21 protein-coding genes are annotated in these 21119 nt (G+C 59.3%); 12 read left to right on the top strand and 9 right to left on the bottom strand.

All coding sequences use genetic code 11. The annotated features are described in order from the left end of the window. Positions 1-109: 109 nt before the first annotated feature. The 7 genes from AB4O36_RS11215 to AB4O36_RS11185 form a co-directional block, all read right to left on the bottom strand. On the bottom strand, positions 110-1378 hold the full coding sequence (locus AB4O36_RS11215) for an MSMEG_0569 family flavin-dependent oxidoreductase (protein WP_460141753.1): 1269 nt from the start codon (positions 1376-1378) through the stop codon (positions 110-112). A gap of 49 nt (positions 1379-1427) precedes the next feature. Further along, on the bottom strand, positions 1428-1763 hold the full coding sequence (locus tag AB4O36_RS11210; RefSeq protein WP_460124995.1) for an MSMEG_0570 family nitrogen starvation response protein: 336 nt from the start codon (positions 1761-1763) through the stop codon (positions 1428-1430). 1 nt (position 1764) lies between these two features. Next, positions 1765-2796: a sll0787 family AIR synthase-like protein gene (locus AB4O36_RS11205; RefSeq protein WP_460124992.1), complete on the bottom strand. Its 1032-nt coding sequence runs from the start codon at positions 2794-2796 to the stop codon at positions 1765-1767. Beyond that, positions 2789-3349, bottom strand: coding sequence for an MSMEG_0567/Sll0786 family nitrogen starvation N-acetyltransferase (locus AB4O36_RS11200; protein ID WP_460141752.1), 561 nt, complete (start codon positions 3347-3349; stop codon positions 2789-2791). The genes AB4O36_RS11205 and AB4O36_RS11200 overlap by 8 nt, the downstream gene beginning before the upstream one ends. 11 nt (positions 3350-3360) lie before the next feature. Then, positions 3361-4443: an MSMEG_0568 family radical SAM protein gene (locus AB4O36_RS11195; RefSeq protein WP_460141751.1), complete on the bottom strand. Its 1083-nt coding sequence runs from the start codon at positions 4441-4443 to the stop codon at positions 3361-3363. Next, the gene (locus tag AB4O36_RS11190) at positions 4430-5410 is read right to left on the bottom strand and encodes a Nit6803 family nitrilase (RefSeq protein WP_460141750.1); all 981 of its coding nucleotides are present in this window, start codon (positions 5408-5410) and stop codon (positions 4430-4432) included. Before AB4O36_RS11190 ends, AB4O36_RS11195 begins: the two co-directional genes overlap by 14 nt. Positions 5411-5513: 103 nt before the next feature. Continuing rightward, positions 5514-5996, bottom strand: coding sequence for an MSMEG_0572/Sll0783 family nitrogen starvation response protein (locus tag AB4O36_RS11185; protein WP_460124982.1), 483 nt, complete (start codon positions 5994-5996; stop codon positions 5514-5516). 242 nt (positions 5997-6238) lie between these two features. Here AB4O36_RS11185 and AB4O36_RS11180 point away from each other — a divergent pair, with 242 nt between their 5' ends. From AB4O36_RS11180 to AB4O36_RS11165, 4 genes are all read left to right on the top strand, one after another. Continuing rightward, a complete protein-coding gene (locus AB4O36_RS11180) occupies positions 6239-8146 on the top strand; it encodes a sigma 54-interacting transcriptional regulator (protein WP_460141749.1) in 1908 nt (635 codons plus the stop codon). Positions 8147-8288: 142 nt separating this feature from the next. Further along, on the top strand, positions 8289-9815 hold the full coding sequence (locus AB4O36_RS11175) for an efflux transporter outer membrane subunit (protein WP_460141748.1): 1527 nt from the start codon (positions 8289-8291) through the stop codon (positions 9813-9815). Next, positions 9808-10929 (top strand): HlyD family secretion protein, encoded by a 1122-nt coding sequence (locus AB4O36_RS11170; protein WP_460124974.1) that lies wholly within the window; start codon positions 9808-9810, stop codon positions 10927-10929. The genes AB4O36_RS11175 and AB4O36_RS11170 overlap by 8 nt, the downstream gene beginning before the upstream one ends. Continuing rightward, a complete protein-coding gene (locus tag AB4O36_RS11165; RefSeq protein WP_460141747.1) occupies positions 10919-11944 on the top strand; it encodes a DUF2955 domain-containing protein in 1026 nt (341 codons plus the stop codon). Before AB4O36_RS11170 ends, AB4O36_RS11165 begins: the two co-directional genes overlap by 11 nt. On the opposite strand, the gene AB4O36_RS11160 is transcribed toward AB4O36_RS11165, so the two are convergent. Further along, positions 11929-12378: a hypothetical protein gene (locus AB4O36_RS11160; RefSeq protein ID WP_460124968.1), complete on the bottom strand. Its 450-nt coding sequence runs from the start codon at positions 12376-12378 to the stop codon at positions 11929-11931. The two genes, AB4O36_RS11165 and AB4O36_RS11160, sit on opposite strands and share 16 nt — an antisense overlap. A gap of 39 nt (positions 12379-12417) precedes the next feature. After that, positions 12418-13356: a helix-turn-helix domain-containing protein gene (locus AB4O36_RS11155; protein WP_460124965.1), complete on the bottom strand. Its 939-nt coding sequence runs from the start codon at positions 13354-13356 to the stop codon at positions 12418-12420. 161 nt (positions 13357-13517) lie between these two features. On the opposite strand from AB4O36_RS11155, the gene AB4O36_RS11150 reads away from it, so the two are divergent. From AB4O36_RS11150 to AB4O36_RS11115, 8 genes are all read left to right on the top strand, one after another. Continuing rightward, the gene (locus tag AB4O36_RS11150) at positions 13518-14876 is read left to right on the top strand and encodes a glutamine synthetase family protein (RefSeq protein WP_460141746.1); all 1359 of its coding nucleotides are present in this window, start codon (positions 13518-13520) and stop codon (positions 14874-14876) included. Between the two features lie 112 nt (positions 14877-14988). After that, complete coding sequence (locus AB4O36_RS11145; protein ID WP_460124960.1) at positions 14989-16077, top strand: polyamine ABC transporter substrate-binding protein; 1089 nt, start codon at positions 14989-14991, stop codon at positions 16075-16077. Further along, entirely contained in the window at positions 16074-17375 is a 1302-nt protein-coding gene (locus tag AB4O36_RS11140) for an NAD(P)/FAD-dependent oxidoreductase (RefSeq protein ID WP_460141745.1), read from the top strand. The genes AB4O36_RS11145 and AB4O36_RS11140 overlap by 4 nt, the downstream gene beginning before the upstream one ends. Before the next feature lie 309 nt (positions 17376-17684). Continuing rightward, a complete protein-coding gene (gene relB / locus AB4O36_RS11135) occupies positions 17685-17876 on the top strand; it encodes a type II toxin-antitoxin system RelB family antitoxin (protein WP_460141744.1) in 192 nt (63 codons plus the stop codon). Further along, a complete protein-coding gene (locus tag AB4O36_RS11130; RefSeq protein WP_460141743.1) occupies positions 17866-18135 on the top strand; it encodes a type II toxin-antitoxin system RelE/ParE family toxin in 270 nt (89 codons plus the stop codon). The genes relB and AB4O36_RS11130 overlap by 11 nt, the downstream gene beginning before the upstream one ends. Before the next feature lie 99 nt (positions 18136-18234). Beyond that, complete coding sequence (locus AB4O36_RS11125; protein WP_460141742.1) at positions 18235-18831, top strand: paraquat-inducible protein A; 597 nt, start codon at positions 18235-18237, stop codon at positions 18829-18831. Continuing rightward, positions 18828-19472 carry a paraquat-inducible protein A gene (locus tag AB4O36_RS11120; RefSeq protein ID WP_460141741.1) on the top strand — a complete coding sequence of 215 codons (645 nt, stop codon included), beginning with the start codon at positions 18828-18830 and terminating at the stop codon, positions 19470-19472. The genes AB4O36_RS11125 and AB4O36_RS11120 overlap by 4 nt, the downstream gene beginning before the upstream one ends. After that, complete coding sequence (locus tag AB4O36_RS11115; protein ID WP_460141740.1) at positions 19453-21108, top strand: PqiB family protein; 1656 nt, start codon at positions 19453-19455, stop codon at positions 21106-21108. The genes AB4O36_RS11120 and AB4O36_RS11115 overlap by 20 nt, the downstream gene beginning before the upstream one ends. The last annotated feature ends 11 nt before the right edge of the window (positions 21109-21119 follow it).

Genomic DNA, 21119 nt, shown 5'->3' with positions numbered 1-21119 from the left:
GAAAAAATCCATGAATATCAGATATTTACTTTTTTCCGGCGAATCGTGAATTCCCACATGGGCATGGCGCACCACCCAATCCACCTTGCGATGGCGCGCGCCCACTTCTTCAGCTGGCTTTCAATTCAGCAATGCGCTCGACCACATACTCGGCGTCACGTGCGACCCCCGAGAAACGCCCGGAACCCCACGTGTAGAGCCAGGGTAATCCGAGAAAATACAGACCTGACTGCGCCGTGACCCCGCGTTGGTGCCCAGGATGGCCACGCCCGTTGAATACTGGAGCCTCCACCCAGCTAAAATCGGGACTAAAGCCTATGCACCATATGATGCAAGAGATGGCTTCGGCTTCAAGGTCCAGCTCACTTCGCTCTTGTTCAGGTGCCCACTTTGGAACGTAACGCTCGCCAGGGGGAGCATCGATCTCGTTCTGCTCAATGTAGTTGTCGATCGAAGTATTTATACGGTTGTACACCGCGTCAGCACTGTCCAGGCTTTCGCCCAAGTTATGGGAAAATTGCAAGCGAGTGCCCTGTAATCCTTCGAGTCGCCCGAATAGCTCCATGCCCTCGCTAGCAAAGCTACGCAGGTCAATATCGCGCCCGCCATCGCGCCCCGTGACGTAGTGGTTGGTGTTATCACGCACACCCTCACGCAAGGGATGAGTGTCGACGCCAATGTCGTAGTAACCCATTTCCGCCAGCCAGTCGACCACGTCTTTGCCGCGGTAAAAGCGCGCACAACGTGGGGCATCACCTACTGCCAGGTAGACCTTACGTCCCGCCAGATGCAGGTCCTCCGCGATTTGGGCTCCCGACTGCCCTGAACCAACCACCAACACATTGCCTGCGGGAAGTGACTGCGGGTTGCGGTACTGTTCAGAATGGAGTTGATGAACACTCGCGGGCAGACGCTCGGCCAATCGCGGAATAATCGGCGTGTGGTAACCGCCTGAGGCCACGACTACCTGATCCGCTGTGAACTCACCTTGCGAGCTATGGATCTCGAATCCACCCGACGCTTTTGGAACTACACGCTGCACAGTAGTGCTCTCGCGCACGGGCGCATTTACTGACTTAACAAAACCGGCGAGGTACTCGTTGATTTCGTCCTTTCTCATGAAGCCATGTGGATCCGCGCCGTTGAAGTCATCGAGGTATGTATAGCCCGGTAAGGCGCATTGCCAGTTGGGTGTAACCAGACTGAAGGCATCCCAGCGCTGGTTACGCCACGTGTGAGTCACACTGTGTTTTTCAAGCACCAGATGGTCAATATCCTGTTGTTGCAGGTAATAGCTTGCAGACAACCCAGCCTGCCCGCCGCCGACGACGATGACGCTGTAGTGTGGAGGTTTGATGGTGGTGAGGTGGCTGGTCATGGGCACTCCGTAACTCGGTGAATATAAGATTAAAGAAACAAACGATGAATCAGAACGAGCCCCAGCCTTCGCGAACAACTCGGCCAGCGCCCTCGGTGCACATACTGAGAATGTCGACCTGCGCAGCTGACGAATCCGTCTGCTCGAGATAGCTGGCCTGCCCCTTGAGCGAACTCAAAGTGTCCATCGCTGAACTGCAATAGAATCCCTTGACCTGTTTGACGCGCTCCGAGGCATTGTTCAGTGCAATTTCGATGCGTTGGAGGAACTCTGGCAGCGGGTAACTTGCGCCCTCCTCCAGGTATTGATAGATCACAGTCGACGGCGAATAGCCGGTCGCTTCCTTACCATTTGGCCAGCGGATCTTGAAATTGACGGCAGGCATGTCAGTGCTCCTGTTGCATGCGGTTTAAGGGGGATAGATCGAGATGGGGGTAGCTGAACCCGGTGAAGGCTTGCTCACGCAGGTCCCAAAACTCATCGCACTGCTCACCGAACTGGACGCTTAACGCTCCAGTGGCGTTAACCTCACCGATGCGCTCACAACACACTCCTTCGAAGGCAAATGCAGTCTGCACCTGCGCCCAATTGCGCTCGTCCAACGTCATCAAAAAGCCGTAACTGGGAAAGACCTGGAGCCAACGAGCCAAATCGGCATCCACCGGAGATGGGAGCGCCGACAGGTCGATAGTCGCGCCGCAACCGGTGGTTTCCAGAAGCATCAGCAGGCTACCCAGGACCCCAGCGTTACTGATGTCCTTGGCCGCGTGCAGCAACTGCGCATCGGCCAGGCGTGGAAGTACATCGAGCTTGCTGCGAAGGCGTTCGGCGGGTACTCCTTCGAATGCTTTCCAGTAAGCACTGTCGGCATGCCAGTGTCCTTCAAGGTCCACTGCCATGGCGATGACCTGACCCGGTGCCACGTGCAGGGTCGACAGCAAGGTTTGCGCAGTTCCCGTAATCGCCACCGCGAGCGCCGTTGGATTGCCCGTAACGAGGCTGGTATGTCCACCTGCTAGCAGCAAGCCGTAGGCCTCGCATGCCGCACGGATACCCGACAGGATCTGCTGCGCAGCAGCGTTGTCATGATGCCAGTAGGCATTGACCACTGCTGTCGCGCGCCCACCCATGGCGGTAATATCGCTGACATTGGCCATGACCGCGGACCAGCCGGCAAACCAGGGGGCTGCTTCAACAAAGGCCGGTAACATTCCTTCGATGGCGAGCAATTGGAAGTCAGTGCCACAGGCAATAGCCGCAGTGTCGTCCCCGGGCAATGCGTACAGCTGTTCGCGGGTCAAAGCCCGTTCCTTGTGACCAATCGCCGCTGCGGGTTGTTGGATGGTCTGTTTTGAGAGCATCGCCGGAGTGTTGCGCAAGGCGCGCAATAACGCCGTCAGATCGGAAGCCTCAGTCATGGCGAATGACCTTCTGCGCACGCAATGACACTTGGCGTGGCATCAGGGGGTAGCTGGATAGCTGCGCTTGCATCAAACAATGCGGTTGGCCGAGCAGCTCGAGCGTGTCGAGGGTCTGCCAGTGCAGACTGTGAAAGTAGGCTTCGTTTTGCGCCTGCACCGTGGCCCGGAATACTTCGCAGCCCAGTTCTTTAGCCCGGGACACCGCTTCGTTCACCAGCGCTTTACCGACCATGCTGTGCCGGCGATAGGCCGACGCAACGCACAGGCGCCCGCCAAACCACAACCCAGGTTCAGACTGATAGATTCGCACCGCCCCCACCACTTGATCAGCCATGCCGCAGTTGCCCGCCAAGGCGACGATGGCGATGGCCTGGAAGTCGTGACTGTCCTTGTCCTGTGCCAGCAGTTGTTGTTCGTCCGAAAAAACAGCGCGGCGCAAGGCGAAGTAAGCCTGTTTTTCCCAGTTTTCGCCGGCGGGTTTGACCAGCAGTTCACCGGCACGAAAAGGCTCGAAAGTACTGTCGACTAATGCAAATGCAAGGTTGGCCATGTCGCTTCCTCCTATTCGTGACTCTTCAGGGCTGAACACGCACCGCATTTGGCGCAGCCAGCCTTGATCTGTTCGGAATGCAAACCATGGCGACGCAAGCTGGCGCCAATCTGCGGGTAGAGTCGAGCCATCATCGCGCTGTCGGGTTTCGGGTGATGGGCAAGCGGCGTCCCGTCGATGGGTACAAACGGCACTACGAATGGGTACACACCAATCGATGCCAAACGCTCGCTCATTTGGCTGATGGCCGACTCGCTGTCACCTAGGCCCGCGAGAATGTAGGTACTGACCTGCCCCCGGCCAAACACGTCGACCGCTGCGCGGAAGGCCTCGAAATAACGGCTCAGCGGCACTTCGGCCTTGCCTGGCATAATCCGCTGACGAACTTCGTCGGTGACCGCTTCCAAGTGCATGCCAAGGGACACCACACCGCTGTCGGCGAGGCGCTGGAACCAGCGATCATCATCGGGCGGTTCGCACTGTGCCTGGATCGGCAAGTTCACCGCTGCGGTCACGGCCGCCGCCGACTCGCAAAGAATTGCCGCGCCACGGTCCGGGGTTTGGGGGGTGCCCGTGGTCATCACCATGTGCTTGACGCCGTCAAGCTCCACCGCGGCTTTGGCCACTTCCGCCAGTTGCTGCGGACGTTTTCGGGCAATGGTCTTACCTGCCGCTAAAGACTGGCCGATCGCGCAGAACTGGCAAGAAGTGGCCCTATCATTAAAGCGGATGCAATGCTGCAACACCGTTGTCGCCAGTACGTCGCGGCTATGCAGCGTGGCGATCTTCCAATACGGAGTACCGTCAGCGGTGGTCAATCCGTAAAAATTCGGCACGCCAGGCATCTGCACCTGACCGACCTGAATACCTTCGCGAAAGATAAGCGCCTGGCTGCCGTCACTGCTTGGCTGGGCCTGGTACGGTGAACTTTGCGAAGCTTGATTGAGGATTGGCACCATCAGGGTGCGACTACCGAGGCTCAGCGCCTTGTGATCCGAAGGGCCTGCGCCCCCTTGGCGCGACAAGCCATTCTGCGCGGCCGGCCAACGCAGGCCTTGAATTTGCAGATCAGCGAGCAATTCATTGGTCTGCATGGACGACCTCCTGCATACCGACACTGCTCGGAACGAAACCGGCGCGCTCATGAACATGCGCAGTTGGCGATCGATCGATTAAGAGGCTGAGCAATTCGGGCCGACTGTAATGCCCAACTGAGTCCATCATGCGTTTACGTTTATCGATCAATGCCAGATCGAGATCAGCAATCACTACACCTTCGCCTGAGCGCAGCGGCTCGCCGAGTAATTTCCCCTCCGGCGAGACGATAGCGGTGAAGCAACCGCCGGAGATCGGACCTGGGCCGCAACCGGTGTCCTGCATAATCTGGCCTTGCTGATCAGCATCCAGCCAAGCAGTGGCATTGACCACAAAGCAGCCGGATTCCAGCGCGTGATGGCGGATGGTGACTTCGATCTGCTCGGCGAAAATGTCCCCCACCAAGGAGCCGGGGAACATCGCTGCGTGGATCTGCTCGCGGTCAGCCATCAAGGCATAACGGGCCAGCGGATTGTAGTGCTCCCAACAGGCCAGCGAGCCGATGCGTCCGACGGCGCTATCAACAGCGCGCAGGCCGGAACCGTCGCCCTGCCCCCAGACCATGCGCTCATGGTAGGTCGGGGTGATTTTGCGGCGATGTTGAATCAGCATGCCATCCGCGTCGAACAGCAATTGGGCATTGTAGATTGTGCCGCCATCGCGCTCATTGACTCCGATGGAGACGACCATTCCTGCTTGCTTGCACGCTTCGCCAATCGCCAGGGTCGCGGCCGATGGCACGGTTACAGATTGATCGAGTAATTTGAGGTGTTGCGCACCCATGGCAAACGCCGGCTGCACGAACGAAAAATAGGGGTAGTACGGCACCACCGTCTCCGGGAACACTGCGAACTGAACGCCTTGCTTGCCGAGGGCAATGATCTCCCGGCAGACCTTTTCCACGGTGCCTTCGCGGCTGTAAAGCACCGGGCTGATCTGTACGGCTGCTGCGCGAATGATGGCCATGATGGGTCCTGGTGTTGAGATGATGTTGTACGATCGTTTCGCGGGCTGGCCCTGCTCCTACAAGATGCGGGTGCAGTACTCACATCCTGCAGGAGCAGTAAAGTCAGGCAGTCCAGGTGTCGATGATCATCGCGCCCTCACGGCGCATCAGCAGACGGAGGTCCATCACATCCAGGGGATTGATCGGACGAATGCCTTCGATCAAGGCTTTCTCGGTCTGACCATAGAGGGCTTGCAGGGCAAAACGGCAGGCGTACACCTCACCGCCCTCCTCCATGAATTGCATCAATTGCTTGTTCACTGCCAGATGGCCCGGGAACGCCTCGGCGCCCAGGGTTGGGAAACCGCGTTGCACGCCCAGTTGCACCCCCGGTCCGTACAACAGAACTTTGGTTTCAAAGCCTTTGCGCAACAGACGCTTGGCCTGAAGCATATTGACCAAGCCGATGGAGCCCTCGAAGGCGATGGTGTGGAAGGTGATCAGAACTTTTTCGCCGGGCTCGGCTTTGACGTCCTCGAAGACTTTCTCTTCGTAATTGACCAGGAAGTCGCCGTCTTTGTAATGGGGGATGTCCACGGTTGGCATAGTGTCGCTCTCCAGTTTCTTCTTGCTTGAACGTCAGCCATGTCGGCTGCCGGGGTTACAGGAGATAGAGCGAACGCCGTGCCAAAAAATAAAATGATTTTTAGTAGCCTCCTAGGCTATTGATTTATATGGAAATACGAATCTGATCCGCCTTTTAAATACGTATCTGATGCTATCGGATGATCACGGATTCCCGTAGAAATACGAATATTCGTAGGGTTAAAGTACGAGAATTCGTAGTCATGACCGAAACTGACTCTCTTAACGGCTGGGCTGATCTGGCGTATTCAGCACGAAATATGGTGTTCGAGCATTGCGCCGAAGCCATTGCGCTGCTCAATCCCTTTTCCGACCGGTTGGGCGATCTCAACATCGCTGCTTGCAAGCTGCTTGGCTATCCGCGTCAGGAGTTGTTGGAGCTGCCGGTAAGCAAACTGTTCGGTCATCAACTGGCGGACTTGATCGTATTCACTCAAGCGGTGATGGACAAAGGCCGTGGCTGGACCGAGGAGCTGAGCTGCAACTGCAAAAGTGGCGAGCGCATTGAACTGGAGATTTCCGCAACAACCCTGCAGATCAAAGGTGAGCAGCACCTGATTCTTGTGCTCCGCGAAATGAGTCATGAGAAATATCAACGTGATCAGGCTCATACCGAACGTACGATGCGTGGCGGCCTGATTGAGTGGCGCAATATCCTTAACCTGTTCCAGGAATCCGAACGCGACAACCAACTTTTGCTCAGCTCAGTGGGTGATGGCATCTACAGCATCAACAGCGAAGGACTGGCCACTTTCGTCAACCCGGCCGGCGCGCGAATGCTGGGCTGGGAGCCGCAGGACATGATCGGCAAAAACATACACCGCATCCACCATCACACACATGCAGACGGTAGTCATTATCCGGTCGAAGAGTGTCCGATCTACAAAGCCGTGCGCGACGGGGTGGTCCACGAGGGGCGCCAAGAAGTCTTCTGGCGTCGAGACGGTAGTTCTCTTCCAGTTGAATTCACCAGCACCCCGGTGATATCCGACGGCCGAATCGTAGGTGCCGTTGTAGTGTTCCGCGACATCACCGAGCGCCGCAGCACTGAAACCCAACTGCAAAGCGCCCTGGAAGAACTCAAGGTGCTCAAGGTTCGCCTCGAAGAGCAAAACGCCTACTTGCAGGAAGAGATTCACATCGAGCATAACTTTCGCGAAATCGTCGGCCAGAGTGAACCGATCAAGAAGATCATTCGCCAGATCGACGTAGTCGCTCCGACCGATGCCAGCGTTTTGATCAATGGTGAATCGGGGACGGGTAAAGAGCTGATCGCCCGTGCCATTCACCAGGCGAGTCGCCGTAACGGGCACCCACTGATTCGGGTCAACTGTGCGGCGATTCCCGCGGAGCTGTTCGAGAGTGAATTCTTCGGCCACATTCGCGGCGCCTTTACCGGTGCTGTACGTGACCGGGTAGGACGCTTCGAGCTGGCGGATGGCGGGACCCTGTTTCTCGATGAAATCGGCGAAATCCCCTTGGAACTGCAAAGCAAACTGTTGCGGGTCTTGCAGGAAGGTCAGTTCGAGCGCGTCGGTGAAGAACGGACACGTAAAGTTGATGTGCGGATCATCGCAGCGACCAACCGCGACTTGCGCCAAGAAGTCGCGGCCAAACACTTTCGCGAAGACCTCTATTTTCGTCTCAACGTTTTCCCGATCCAGTCGCCGGCGCTACGTGACCGTCCCTTGGATATTGCTCCCCTGGCTGCGCACTTTCTCAAACAAACCAGCAAGCGCTTGAACATGCCTGGACGACGCCTCCGTCATTCCGATATCGAGGTACTGCAACGCTACTCTTGGCCGGGCAACATACGTGAATTGCAGAACGTCATTGAGCGAGCCTTGATAACCTCCAATGGTCCAGACCTGAACCTGGATTTTCCAGATGAAATGAAAGCGCCTGCCCAAAGCACTCAGCCTCCATCAGCGTCAAATGCGATTTTGACCGACGCTCAAATGAGGGAATTGGAGCGCAATAATGTTCAGTCGGCCCTCAAGGCCACAGCCGGGAAACTGTTCGGGAAAGGTGGTGCAGCGGAGCTATTAGGGCTCAAACCTACGACATTGGCATCGAGGCTGAAGCGTCTGGACATTAAGCTCGATGGATGAGCCCAAAGCGATATGCGGTGGGAACAGGGTGCGGCGCCAAGGCTGACCGCCATCATTCAATTTAACCCGCACGCCCAGTTTGAAGTTGGCAACGCTGCAAGCCGTCTATGCTCCTTTGAACTCAATCCACTGGCGTACACGCATGCATCTGACGCAACTGGGCCGATTGCTTTTGCTGGGTGTGCTGGGCCTGACCGGCTGCGTGCGCCTGGGGCCGGATTTTCAGTCGCCGAAACAACCGTGGATTGAACACTGGAACACTCCTGCCCTTGATCAATCCAGTGAGCACGGCCTTCATCCGGATTTGCAGCGCTGGTGGCAGGTGTTCGGTGACCCGGTGCTGGATCGTTTGATTGCCGACGCCGACGCCAACAATTCCGACCTCAGGATAGCCGGCCTGCGGGTGATGGAAGCCCGGGCGCAGTTGGGTATTGCGCTGAGTGGACGCTATCCACAAGTGCAGCAAGCCAGCGCAGACAGTCTTTACGTCAATCGTCGACAATTCGGGGGCGATAATCCGCAGGACAACCATTTCTGGCAATACAGTGCCGGTTTCGATGTGGGCTGGGAACTGGATTTCTGGGGGAGGTTCAGTCGGGCCATTGAGTCGGCCGACGCCAGTTACTTCGCCGCACAGGCCAACTATGACGACGTGCTGGTGCTGCTGCGGGCTCAGGTGGCGGACACCTATTTCTCCCTGCGAACCACTGAGGCGCGTTTGCGCGTCGCGCAGGCCAACGCCAAGCAACAAAAGCGCAATTTCGAGATCACCGAAAAACTGTTCAACAGTGGTCAGCAAGCCGAGCTCGATCTGCAGCAAGCCAGGACTCAGTACCTGGGCACCTTGAGCACCATCCCGAGCTTCGAGGATCAGGTGCTGCGCCTGCGCAACGCCCTGGCCGCGTTGATCGGTCAGCCACCGGGGGCGTTGCCGCAGTTGCTTGAAAATCAGGGGCTGATTCCTTTGGTGGATCGCGCCGTGTTGCAGGATGTGCCGGCCAACCTGCTGCTTCGCCGTCCTGATGTGCGCGCCGCCGAGTTGAATGTGGCGGCGCAGTCGGCCTTGATCGGTGTGGCCGAAACCGACTTTTACCCATCGCTGACGTTGCTGGGCAGCATCGTCTGGTCCGCCGATACGCTGAATGGCACGTCGAGGAACCTGGATTTTATCGGCGGGCCAAGCCTGCGCTGGAATCTGTTCGACCATGGCCAGATCAGCAACAACGTGCGAGTCCAGGACGCGCGCTTGCAACAGCTTATCGAGGCCTATCGCGACAAAGTGCGCCAGGCCGCCCGCGAAGCCGATGATGCAGCCAGCGGTTTGATCAAATCCCTGGAACGCGAACGCATCCTGCGCGAAGCCGAAGTGGCCGCCAAACGCTCGCTGGTGTTGGCGGACGCGCAATACCTGGAAGGCTACTCGGATTTTCAGCGGGTGCTGGATGCCCAGCGCGCATTGCTCGAGCAACAGGACAATTATCTGGTCAGCCGCAGCAATGCCGTGAGCAACGTGATTGCCCTGTACAAGGCCCTGGGCGGTGGCTGGTACAGCCCGCAGCCGAAACTCGATGCGGCGACCCGCCAGCAAATGGAGCAACGCACGGACTGGGGGGATTTGCTGGAAGACCCCAGGCCTGCCCAAGTGAAAAAGGTAGAGTCCCATGAGTGAAGCGCCCCCCTCCTCCAAACCTGCCAAGGCACCGGCCGACCCTGCGAAAAAAGGTATCCGCTGGGTGTTGCTGCTGATCCTGCTGAGCCTGGCGTGGTACCTGGCGGCGGACCGCGTTACGCCTTACACGCAGCAGGCGCGGGTCGGTGCCTTTGTGATTCCGGTGGCGGCTGAAGTCGCTGGCCGGGTGGTGCGCGTCAACGTCCGCAACAACCAGGACGTCAAGGCCGGCGACCTGCTGTTCGAAGTGGACCCGCAGCCCTACCAGATTGCCGTCGACCGTGCCCGCGCCGACCTGGAGTCGACGCGACGGCAGATCGGCGCCAGCACGGCCGGCATCGCTTCAGCGCAAGCCAACTTGCGCGCGGCCCAGGCCAATGAGCTCAAGGCGCGCCAGGACAACCAGCGCCTGGAAGCCCTGCATCGAGACGACCCCGGAACCATTTCCGTACGCCTGCTGGAGGTGTCCCGCGCCAACCGCGAACAGGCGGTCAGCCAGGTGGCCGCTGCCCGCGCCGAAGTGCAACGTGCCCAGGAGCAGGAAGGTGGCAGTGCCGAGGACAACGCACTATTGCGCAGTGCCGCCACAGCACTGTCGAAAGCCGAACTGGACCTGGCCAACACACAGATCCGTGCGCGCTCGGCAGGATTGATCACTGACCTGCGCACCGACGCCGGGCAATTCGCGGCGGTGGGCAGCCCCGTCATGACGCTGATCGCCATCCATGACATGTGGATCAGCGCCGACATGACCGAGAACAACCTGGGGAGGGTCAAACTCGATACGCCGGTATCGATCGTACTCGATGCGTTGCCCGGTGAAGTGTTCGACGGGCGCGTGCGCAGCATCGGCTACGGCGTCAGCGTGGGCCAACCGACCCAGCCTGGTAGCTTGCCCACGGTGCAGAACAGCCGCGACTGGCTGCGCCCGGCCCAACGTTTTCCGGTGATCATCGAGTTCTCGGAGGACGCGGAGGCGCGTTTGCGTGACAGTCGGGCGATCCGTGCGGGCGGCCAGGCGGAAGTCATGGCGTTTCCGTCCGAAGGCCATCTGTTGAACCCGTTGGGTCGCCTGTTCTTCCGCCTGATGAGCTGGCTGTCGTATGCCTACTGAACGATCGCCTCGGGCCCAGCGCGCACTGCGCCTGGCCACCGGCACGGCGTTGTGCCTGGTGGCGAGCTTTGGCCTGGCGTTGCCGATTCCGTTTCTGGCGCCGGTGCTGGCGTTGGTGCTGCTGGCCAGCGTCAATCGCCCCTTGCCGCTCAAGGCCGGCCTGGCTTTGACGCTCGCCGCGCTGTTGACCACCGGTGTTGGCCTGCTGTTGATCCCAGTCCTGCGTTATTACCCGGTCAGCGGCGTATTGCTGGTGGGCGTCAGTCTGTTCCTGGTGTTTCGTTATGGTTTGCGTGGCGGCAACAACCTGATCGTGACGTTCCTGGTGATCGGCCTGACCATGATACCTGCTGCGGGGGTCGCCGATTTCGACCTGGCGGCAACGGTCATCGGCGCACTGGTCAAGGGCTTGCTATTGGTAGTGCTGATCGTCGCCGTGAGCCACTGGCTGTTTCCCGACCCGACCAATGCCCCCTCCCCACCCGCTGCCCCGTCGCTGCCGGCCGACGAAACTGACCGGGTGGCGCTGCGTGCGACGTTGATCGTGATGCCGACCTTTTTGCTGGTCCTGGTGGATCCGGCGAGCTATCTGCCAATCATCCTCAAGGCCGTGAGCCTGGGACAGCAAAGCTCCACCACCGCCCGCAATGCTGGGCGTGAGCTCGTCGCATCGACGTTATTGGGTGGTTTGCTCGCGGTGTTGTTCTGGTGTGCGCTCAGCGTGTTCGTGCATCTCTGGATGTTTTTTCTGTGGATGTTGCTGTTCGGCCTGATCCTGGCGCGCAAGTTGTACGGCTTAAGCCCGGGCCGATTCAGTCCGGGCTTCTGGCTCAATACCTTCATCACCCTGATCATCCTGCTCGGCCAATCGGTTCAGGACAGCGCGGCAGGCAAGGACGTCTATACCGCGTTCGCGATCCGCATGGGGTTGTTCTTGCTGGTGACATTGTATGCGTGCCTGATGGTTCGCCTGTTGGACCGGCGAGCCACACGACACGCTCACGGATTGACCTGATAGCCCTTGCCTTGCAGACAACTGCTGTAGGCCGTCGCGTTGGCGGTCTCATTGCTGTTGCGCTGAGCTCGCCGGTCCTGGCGCTGGCGCGAACCACCGACCACCATGCCCGCCGCAGCCGTTTGTTTGGCGCGGTCCTGGCGATAGTCCTGCTTGCGGTCGTCATCGACACGATCATAAACCTCATCGTGCTGGTTGCCGCGTATCTGCGCCGCCGTCGCCCCGGCGGCAGCACCGGCCGCAGCGCCCTTGATCCGGCCGCCAGAGGGCGTCGATGAAGGGGTTTGGCCGGCCGCGATGTTCTGGCATTCAGCCATGTCGGTCTGGGTCTGTTGCGAGCTCTGGCCTTTCATGGGGACGACCGACTGGGCAAGTGCCTGGCTGACACCGAGCGAGAGCGCGGCACAAAGGCCTAGGGAAGACAACCTGTTCATGATGACCTCCGGGCAATGGGGAGTCATCAAGAGTCTAGATCAGCGTGACGAAGCACTCCGGGCAGGCGACTGACGGCCGCATGTACGCTTCAGAGTTTCACTCGGAAGCTCCCGAAACAACGCGTGATAACTGCTGGAAAACCGCCCCAGATGCCAGAACGACCACTGCATCGCCACCTCGGCCACCGTGGTTTCCAGCGGTGAGCTGCTGAGCAGTTGGCGACGGGCGCTGTTGAGGCGGCGCAGCCGTAGCCAGTGGGTGGGTGTCATGCCGGTGTAGGCCTTGAATGCATGTTGCAACTGACGCAGTGAAACACCGGCAATCTGCGACAGCTCCAGCAGGTTGAGCGTTTCCTCAGGGGAATCGGCTGCCCATTCGCCGATGCGTTTTATCACTGAGCGCTCTTCAGTGCGACGCTGCAAGCCGCCACGATCCAGGCAGATACAGGCGTTATCGAGGATGTAGAGGCAGTCTTCGAGCAACTGCTGCGTCAGCGCGTCCCTGCTCGGCGGATCAATGATTTGCGCCAGACGGGTCAGGGTTGCGCTGAGCCAGCGACTGAACAGCGCGTTCTGTCCCGAGTTCAGCGGCGCCATGAACAAGCCTTCCAGCCGGGACACATTCAGGCCGTGGCGCTGGACAAATTCCGGGCCGAAGACCACGGCGATTTCCTGGTAGTTCTCCGGGGTGATCCAGATGTTGCGGCTCTCTTCATTGAGCACGTACAGCGCGTTGTCGCTGCGATCGAAACAGAACGCCAGGGCCCCTTCGGGAGCGCCGAAATTCTGCTCGACCCGGGTGTTCATGTGTTCTTCGTAGATTTCCACACCCTGCAGGTCGAGATAACGCACCCGACCAGCAAAATGCCCTGGCGACATCTGCTGGTAATGCTGCACCCAGCCCGGTGTGGCGCGGATTTGCTCAGCTACGTCGGTGGTATCGAACGCCTGGACCTGTAACGAATTGCACGCTGTCATGGGTGACCTTTCGCACTCTTTTGGTGCGTCTCGGTGCTGCTGAAAGTGGATAGATGGAACCTCGTGGCTCGCCCAAGATAGTCGTCAACGCGTCTCAGGGGAAGTGTGCGGCGGATGAAACCGGCCTCCTCGGCGTTAATAAAACCAATAACGAGGTCTTTATGAATGTCCCTTTCGATCAGTTGCTGACGTGGCTGAAAGATCACAAGATTACCGAAGTCGAGTGCGTGGTCAGCGACCTGACCGGCATTGCACGCGGCAAGATTGCACCGACCAACAAGTTCCTGCATGAGCGAGGCATGCGCCTGCCGGAAAGTGTGCTTTTGCAAACGGTAACCGGGGACTTCGTCGACGACGACATCTACTACGACCTGCTCGACCCGGCGGACATCGACATGGTCTGCAAGCCGGTGTCCGACGCCGTGTACGTGATTCCATGGGCGATCGAACCGACGGCCATCGTGATCCACGACACCTTCGACAAGTTTGGCAACCCCATCGAGCTGTCGCCACGCAACGTGCTGAAGAAAGTCTTGCAGCTCTACACCGACAAGGGCTGGAAGCCGATTGTCGCCCCGGAAATGGAGTTCTACCTCACCCAGCGCTGCGAAGACCCGGACTTGCCGCTCAAGGCGCCGCTGGGCCGTTCCGGTCGCGCGGAGAGTGGTCGGCAGTCGTTTTCCATCGACGCCGCCAACGAGTTCGACCCGTTGTTCGAAGACGTCTACGACTGGTGTGAACTGCAAGGCCTGGACCTCGACACACTGATCCACGAAGACGGCCCGGCGCAGATGGAGATCAACTTCCGCCACGGCGACGCCCTGGACCTGGCCGACCAGATCACCGTGTTCAAGCGAACGATGCGCGAGGCAGCGCTCAAGCACAACGTGGCGGCAACCTTCATGGCCAAGCCTATTGGCGACGAGCCTGGCAGCGCCATGCACATTCACCAGAGCGTGGTGGACATCATCAGCGGCAAGCCGATCTTCGCCACTGAGGATGGGCAGATGAGCGAGCTGTTCCTGCACTACATCGGCGGTTTGCAGAAATACATCCCCAAAGTGCTGCCGATGTTCGCGCCCAACGTCAATTCGTTCCGCCGCTTCCTGCCGGACACCTCGGCGCCGGTGAACGTCGAATGGGGGGAAGAAAACCGCACTGTCGGCCTGCGCGTGCCGACCTCCAGCCCTGAAGCGATGCGCGTGGAAAACCGCCTGCCGGGCGCCGACGCCAACCCTTATCTGGCGATTGCCGCCAGCCTGCTGTGCGGCTACATCGGCATGGTCGAGAGCATCGCGCCGAGCGCCGCCGTAGAGGGCCGGGCCTACGAACGCCGCAACCTGCGGTTGCCGATCACCATCGAGGAAGCGTTGACCCAGATGGAGGAATGCACGGCCATCGAGCGCTATCTGGGCAGCAAGTTCATTCGTGGTTATGTCGCCGTCAAGCGCGCCGAACACGAGAACTTCAAGCGGGTGATCAGCTCGTGGGAGCGGGAGTTTTTACTGCTTAGTGTCTGACACACCGCCCCTTCTTCAGTGGGAGCGAGCAAGTCGGATCGCCGCACCGCCGCTCCCACAAGGGGCAAGCGAACACCAAACAATCTCAACAACTCCAACAAGAGGTGTCGAAATGCGTCTACTCAAATCCTTCCTCCCCACCGCCCTGGTGGTAGCGTTCAGTACCCTGGCCCACGCCGAGCCCACCGTCAGCGTCTACAACTGGACCGATTACATTGGCGAAACCACCCTCACCGACTTCCAGGCGAAAACCGGGATCAAGGTGATCTATGACGTTTTCGATTCCAACGAAACCCTGGAAGGCAAGCTGCTCGCCGGCCGCACCGGCTATGACGTAGTCGTGCCGTCCAACCACTTTCTCGGTCGCCAGGTGAAGGCCGGCGCGTTCCTAAAACTGGATCGTGAACAACTGCCGAACTTCAAGAATCTCGACCCGAAACTGTTGAAGTTGCTGGAGCAGAACGATCCGGGCAACCAGCACTCCGTTCCGTATCTGTGGGGCACCAACGGTATCGGCTACAACGTGGACAAGGTCAAACAGGTGCTGGGCATCGACCACATCGACTCCTGGGCCGTGCTGTTCGAGCCGGAAAACATCAAGAAGCTCAGCCAGTGCGGCGTATCGATGATGGACTCGCCGGATGAAGTGTTCCCGGCCGTCCTCAATTACATGGGCATGGACCCACGCAGTGAAAAGGCCGACGACTATAAAAAGGCCGAAGCCAAGCTGCTGAGCATTCGTCCTTATGTCACCTACTTCCACTCCTCCAAATACGTGTCCGACCTGGCAAACGGTGATATCTGCGTGGCCTTCGGTTATTCCGGCGATGTATTCCAGGCCGCGAACCGCGCCAAGGAAGCCGGTAATGGTGTGAACATCGCCTACGCCATTCCCAAGGAAGGCAGTAACCTGTGGTTCGACCTGCTGGCGATTCCCGCCGATGCCAGTAACCCCAAAGAAGCACACGCCTTCATCAATTACCTGCTAGACCCGCAAGTAATCGCCAAGGTCAGTGCCTCGGTCGGCTACGCCAACCCGAACCCGGCGGCCAAGCAGTACATGGACGCCGAGCTTGTGAACAACCCCGAGGTTTACCCGCCTCAGGACGTTCTCGACAAGCTGTACATCTCCACCACCCCGCCCCAGTCGATCATGCGATTGATGACCCGTTCCTGGAGCAAAGTGAAGTCGAACAAATGAATCAGTACACCCAAGAACATGCCCGCTCCTACTATGCCGCCTCGGCCAACGGACTGGCACCCTTCCCTGCCCTGTCTGGCGACCTGACGGCGGACGTCTGTGTGATTGGCGGCGGGTTTACCGGGGTCAACACCGCCATCGAACTGGCGCAGCGCGGGCTCTCGGTGATCCTGCTGGAAGCCCGGCGCATTGGTTGGGGCGCCAGCGGGCGTAATGGAGGGCAGTTGATTCGCGGCATTGGTCATGATGTCAGTGGCTTTGCCAAACATGTCGGCGTTGAAGGCGTGCGTTACATGGAGCGCGCCGGGGTCGAATCGGTGCAGTTGGTGGGTCAACGCATCCGCGAGCACGACATCGAATGCGACCTGCGCTGGGGTTTCTGCGAACTGGCCAACACCCCGGCCCAGTTCGCTGCGTTTAAGACCGAGCAGCAACACCTGATCGAAAGCGGTTACGCCCCTGAAACTCGACTGGTCGGCCCCGAGCAGATCCGCGAACAAGTGGTCAACTCCGGGGTGTACGCAGGAGGCCTGGTTGACATGGGCTCCGGGCATTTGCACCCCTTGAACCTGGTGCTCGGCGAAGCGCGCGTGGCGCAAAACCTCGGGGTGAAGATTTTCGAGCAGAGCCCGGTGCTGGAACTGATCCATGGCAGCACCGTGCAGATACGCTGCGCCTCCGGCACCGTACGCGCCGGTAGCCTCGTACTGGCATGCAACGCACATCTGGACGAACTGGAGCCCAAACTCAGCGGCAAAGTATTGCCCGCCGGCAGCTACATTATCGCCACAGAGCCCCTGGCGCCGAACGTCGCGGCCAATCTGATCCCGCAGAACCTGGCGTTGTGCGACCAGAAAGTCGGCCTGGATTATTACCGGCTCTCGTCCGACCGGCGTTTACTGTTCGGCGGCGCCTGCCATTATTCCAGGCGCGATCCGGCGGACATCGCCGCCTACATGCGTCCGCAGATGCTCAAGGTGTTCCCGCAACTGGCCGACGTGCGTATCGACTATCAATGGGGCGGCAAGATCGGCATCACCGCTAATCGCTTCCCGCAGGTGGGTCGCTTGCGCCAGCATCCGAACGTGTTCTACGCCCAGGGTTACTCGGGTCATGGCCTGAACGTCACGCACTGGTGCGCGAAGCTGCTGGGTGAAGTGATCCATACAGGTCACAGCCAGGGGTTCGACGTCTTCAGCGCCGTGCCGCACATGACCTTCCCCGGCGGCCCGATGCTGCGCTCCCCCCTGCTGGCCCTCGGCATGCTCTGGTACCGCCTGCGCGAAGTCCTGGGCTGACCCACCCCTGTAGGAGCGAGCTTGTCGAGGCGTCGAACCGTCGCGATGGTGGCCCAGACACCGCGGGCACCCAGGCAACCCACTGCGCGGGATGTCAGATTTAACGCGGGATCGGGCACAGCACCAGGAATCGTCCGACATCTTTTTAAGGTTGCCGGTCAGAAACCCGAAGTTTAGCGTGGTGACCTCCTTCAGCGACGGCATCTCATCATGAACGACCTGTGTGAAATACCCACCCGACAGTCAGTGCAACCACGACAAAAAACTCCATCGCGAATAGACTGGCCGGCATCCGATATGGAGGTCTCCATGTGCCCCGAACGACCTACGTTTGATCCTTCGCTCGATAACGAGGAACAGGTGGCCGGCCATGACCGCTGGTTTCGTGCAAAAGTGCAGTCTTCGATAGACGATCCGCGTCCCAATACTCCGCACGATCAGGTAATGGCCGAAGTCCAAGCATTGATTGAGTCCAAGCGTAACAGGAGCGATGCGGATTGAATGGCGGCCCGGAGCTCGGGCTGAATTATTGGAAATACTCGACTACATCAGCGATCACGATATTCAAGCAGCCAACGAGCTGAGCAGAGCCATCGACGCTGCTGTCGCAGCACTTTCGCGACCCCCCTTCCTGTATCGAACCGGCCGCGTTTCCGGTACTCGGGAAATCGTGGTACATCCCAATTTTGTCGTGGTCTACCGCGTAACGGACCAGATAGAAGTCCTGAGCATCCTGCACGCAAGACAGGAATACCCCTGAGTCGGCACCTCGCATTGCGCCTTTCGATTTGCTCAATCGCAAGGCACTTCTATATTGAGGTGGTGCTCTGACTTTCCTGTCTCCCGGCGAGAGCGGCCTATGGCTTCGACCGATCAACTGATCATCTGCGAGCACTGCGACTGCGTGTACCAGAAAGTCACGCTCGCCAAACATCAGAAAACCCTCTGCGTGCGCTGCGGTGGCGTGCTTCAGCGTTATAACGGGCTGACGGTGCAGCAGCGCCTGGCGCTGACCCTCACCGCACTGATGCTGTGGATCTTCGCCAATTTCTACCCGGTCATGAGCATCAGCCTGCAAGGCCTGAAGAACAGTGCGACGCTGTGGGATTCGGTGCTGGCCCTGAGCCTGGGGCCGATCACCTTCATTGCCCTGGTGGCGGCGATCTCCATGATCATCGCGCCGATATTCCAGTTGGTCCTGCTGATCTGGGTGCTGAGCCATGCCCTGGCGGGCCATCGTTCGCCGGGGTTCAAGTTCTGCATGCGATGGCTGGAAACGTTGCGGCCCTGGAGCATGCTGGAAGTCTGTCTGCTGGGGGCCATGGTGGCCGTGATCAAACTGGCCGGGTTTCTCGACGTGCTGCCCGGTATCGGCCTGATCGCCCTGGCCATTCTGAGCCTGATGATGATCCGCATCGCCGGGCGCGATGTGCGCGATCTGTGGGAGCTGCCATGAGCACACCACCCACCGCCGACGAATTCAACCTGTGCCTGTGCCACACCTGCGGCCTGGCCTGTGACATGACCCATGAGCCCCACGAATGCGAGCGCTGCGGCGCGCCGTTGCATCGGCGAAAGACCCATGCGCTGACGCGGACCTGGGCCTATCTGATCACCTCCCTGGTGTTCTACGTCCCGGCCAATCTGCTGCCGGTGATGAACACCAAGATGGTCGGCAACGGTGCCGACAGCACCATCATGAGTGGTGTCATCGACTTTTGGTCGCACGGTGCCTGGGACATCGCCCTGATAATTTTCATTGCCAGCATTGCGGTGCCAGGCATCAAGTTCATTGCCCTGGGCATGCTGTTGATTACCGTGCAGCGCAACAGTAACTGGGCGCGCAAGGAGCGCTCGCAGTTGTACCGCTTCGTCGAGGTCATCGGCTATTGGTCGATGCTCGATGTGATCGTGGTCGCGCTGGTTGCCTCACTGGTGAAATTCCAGGCCCTGGCCGACATCGAGCCACGCACCGGCATTCTGTTTTTCGGCCTCGTGGTGGTGTTCACCATGCTGGCGGCGATGAGTTTCGACCCCAGGATGATCTGGGACAGTCCAACCAACGAGGAGGTCATGGATGAAGTCGCAAGCCACTGACGGGCCGCAGGCCCCGGGACCGGCGCCTGTCAAGACCAGGCGTTTCAGCGTTTCGCTGGTGTGGATCGTGCCCATCGTTGCCGTCCTGGTGGGCATTTCCCTGGTGGTGCACAGCATCATGCAGGAAGGCCCCACCATTACCGTGACCTTCAAGACCGGCAGTGGTCTGGTCGCCAACAAGACCGAGGTGAAATACCGCAACGTGGTCATCGGCCATGTATCCGACGTCGAGCTGAGTGACGACCAGAAAAGCGTTAACGCCACCATCCAGTTGGCCAAGCAGGCCGAAAGCTTCACTCGCAAGGATTCGCAATTCTGGGTGGTGCGCCCGCGCATCGGTGCCGGCGGCGTATCCGGCATCGACACGCTGCTTTCCGGTGATTACATCGGCGCCGATATCGGCCAGGACAATGCACGAGCCAAACGCTTCATCGGCCTGGAAAACCCGCCGCCCATCACCTATGGCGAACCGGGGAAACGCTTCACATTGCACACCGACGACCTGGGTTCATTGGATATCGGCTCGCCGGTCTACTACCGCAAGATCCCGGTCGGCCAGGTGGTTGCCTACGCGCTGGATACCGACGGCAAGGGCGTTAACATCGAGGTGTTCATTCATTCACCCAATGACGCCTACGTCACTGAAAACACCCGCTTCTGGAATGCCAGCGGCATTGACGTCAATGTTGGCGCCAACGGTTTTGCGGTGAAAACCGAATCCCTTTCTTCGCTGCTGGTCGGTGGCATCGCCTTCCGTGCCCCCGAGTACAGCCCCAATGACGTGGCGGCAGCCGAGGAAAAGTCCTTCGAACTGTTCGAAGACCAGCAGACCGCCCTTGCCCCACCCGCCGGCAAGGCGCAATACCTGGTGCTGCGCTTCGAACAGGCACTGCGCGGACTCAAAGTCGGTGCGCCGGTGGAGTTCCTGGGTGTCGAGTTCGGTCGCGTGGTATCGGTCAATCTGGATTTCGATGCCGAAAAACGCAGCTTCCCGGTCAATGTCGGCATCCTCATCTACCCGCAGCGGCTCGGTCAGGCCCATGTAAAAATGCTCAAGGTGTTGAATCACAACCCTGAGGACGAAGCCGCCGGCATCCGCCTGATCGGCACTTTCATCGACAATGGCCTGCGCGCCCAGGCTCGCAGCGGTAATCTGCTGACCGGGCAGCTGTATATCGCGCTCGACTTCTACCCCAAGGCCGAGAAAGTCGTGTTCGATCCGACCGCCCGCCCCCCTTCCATTCCAACCATCCCCGGCAGCCTCGAGCAGTTGCAGGAAAAACTCGAAGGCATGGTCAACAAGATCAATCAGCTGCCAATCGAGCGGATCGCCGGCAACCTCGACAGCAACCTCGTGGAACTGCGCAAGAGCCTGGTGCAGTTCAATGCCAAGACGCTGCCTGGCGTGTCGACTACTCTGGCCGATGTCAGCAAGACCTTGCAATCGGCAACGTCGACCCTGGCCGAGGACTCGCCGCAACGCGAGCAGTTGGGCCAGACCCTCAACGAACTCGAACGCATGTCGCGCTCGCTGCGAGAGCTATCGGACTACCTGGGCCGACATCCGGAATCGCTGATTCGCGGCCGTCCCGACAACGCCGCGCCATTGGACCTCAAGGCGCCACCGCGCAACTGACCACAGGAGCA

The sequence above is a fragment of the Pseudomonas sp. S2_E01 genome (assembly GCF_054668365.1).
Note: the sequence above shows the minus strand (reverse complement) of the source record. Positions and strands in the feature narration are given on the sequence as shown.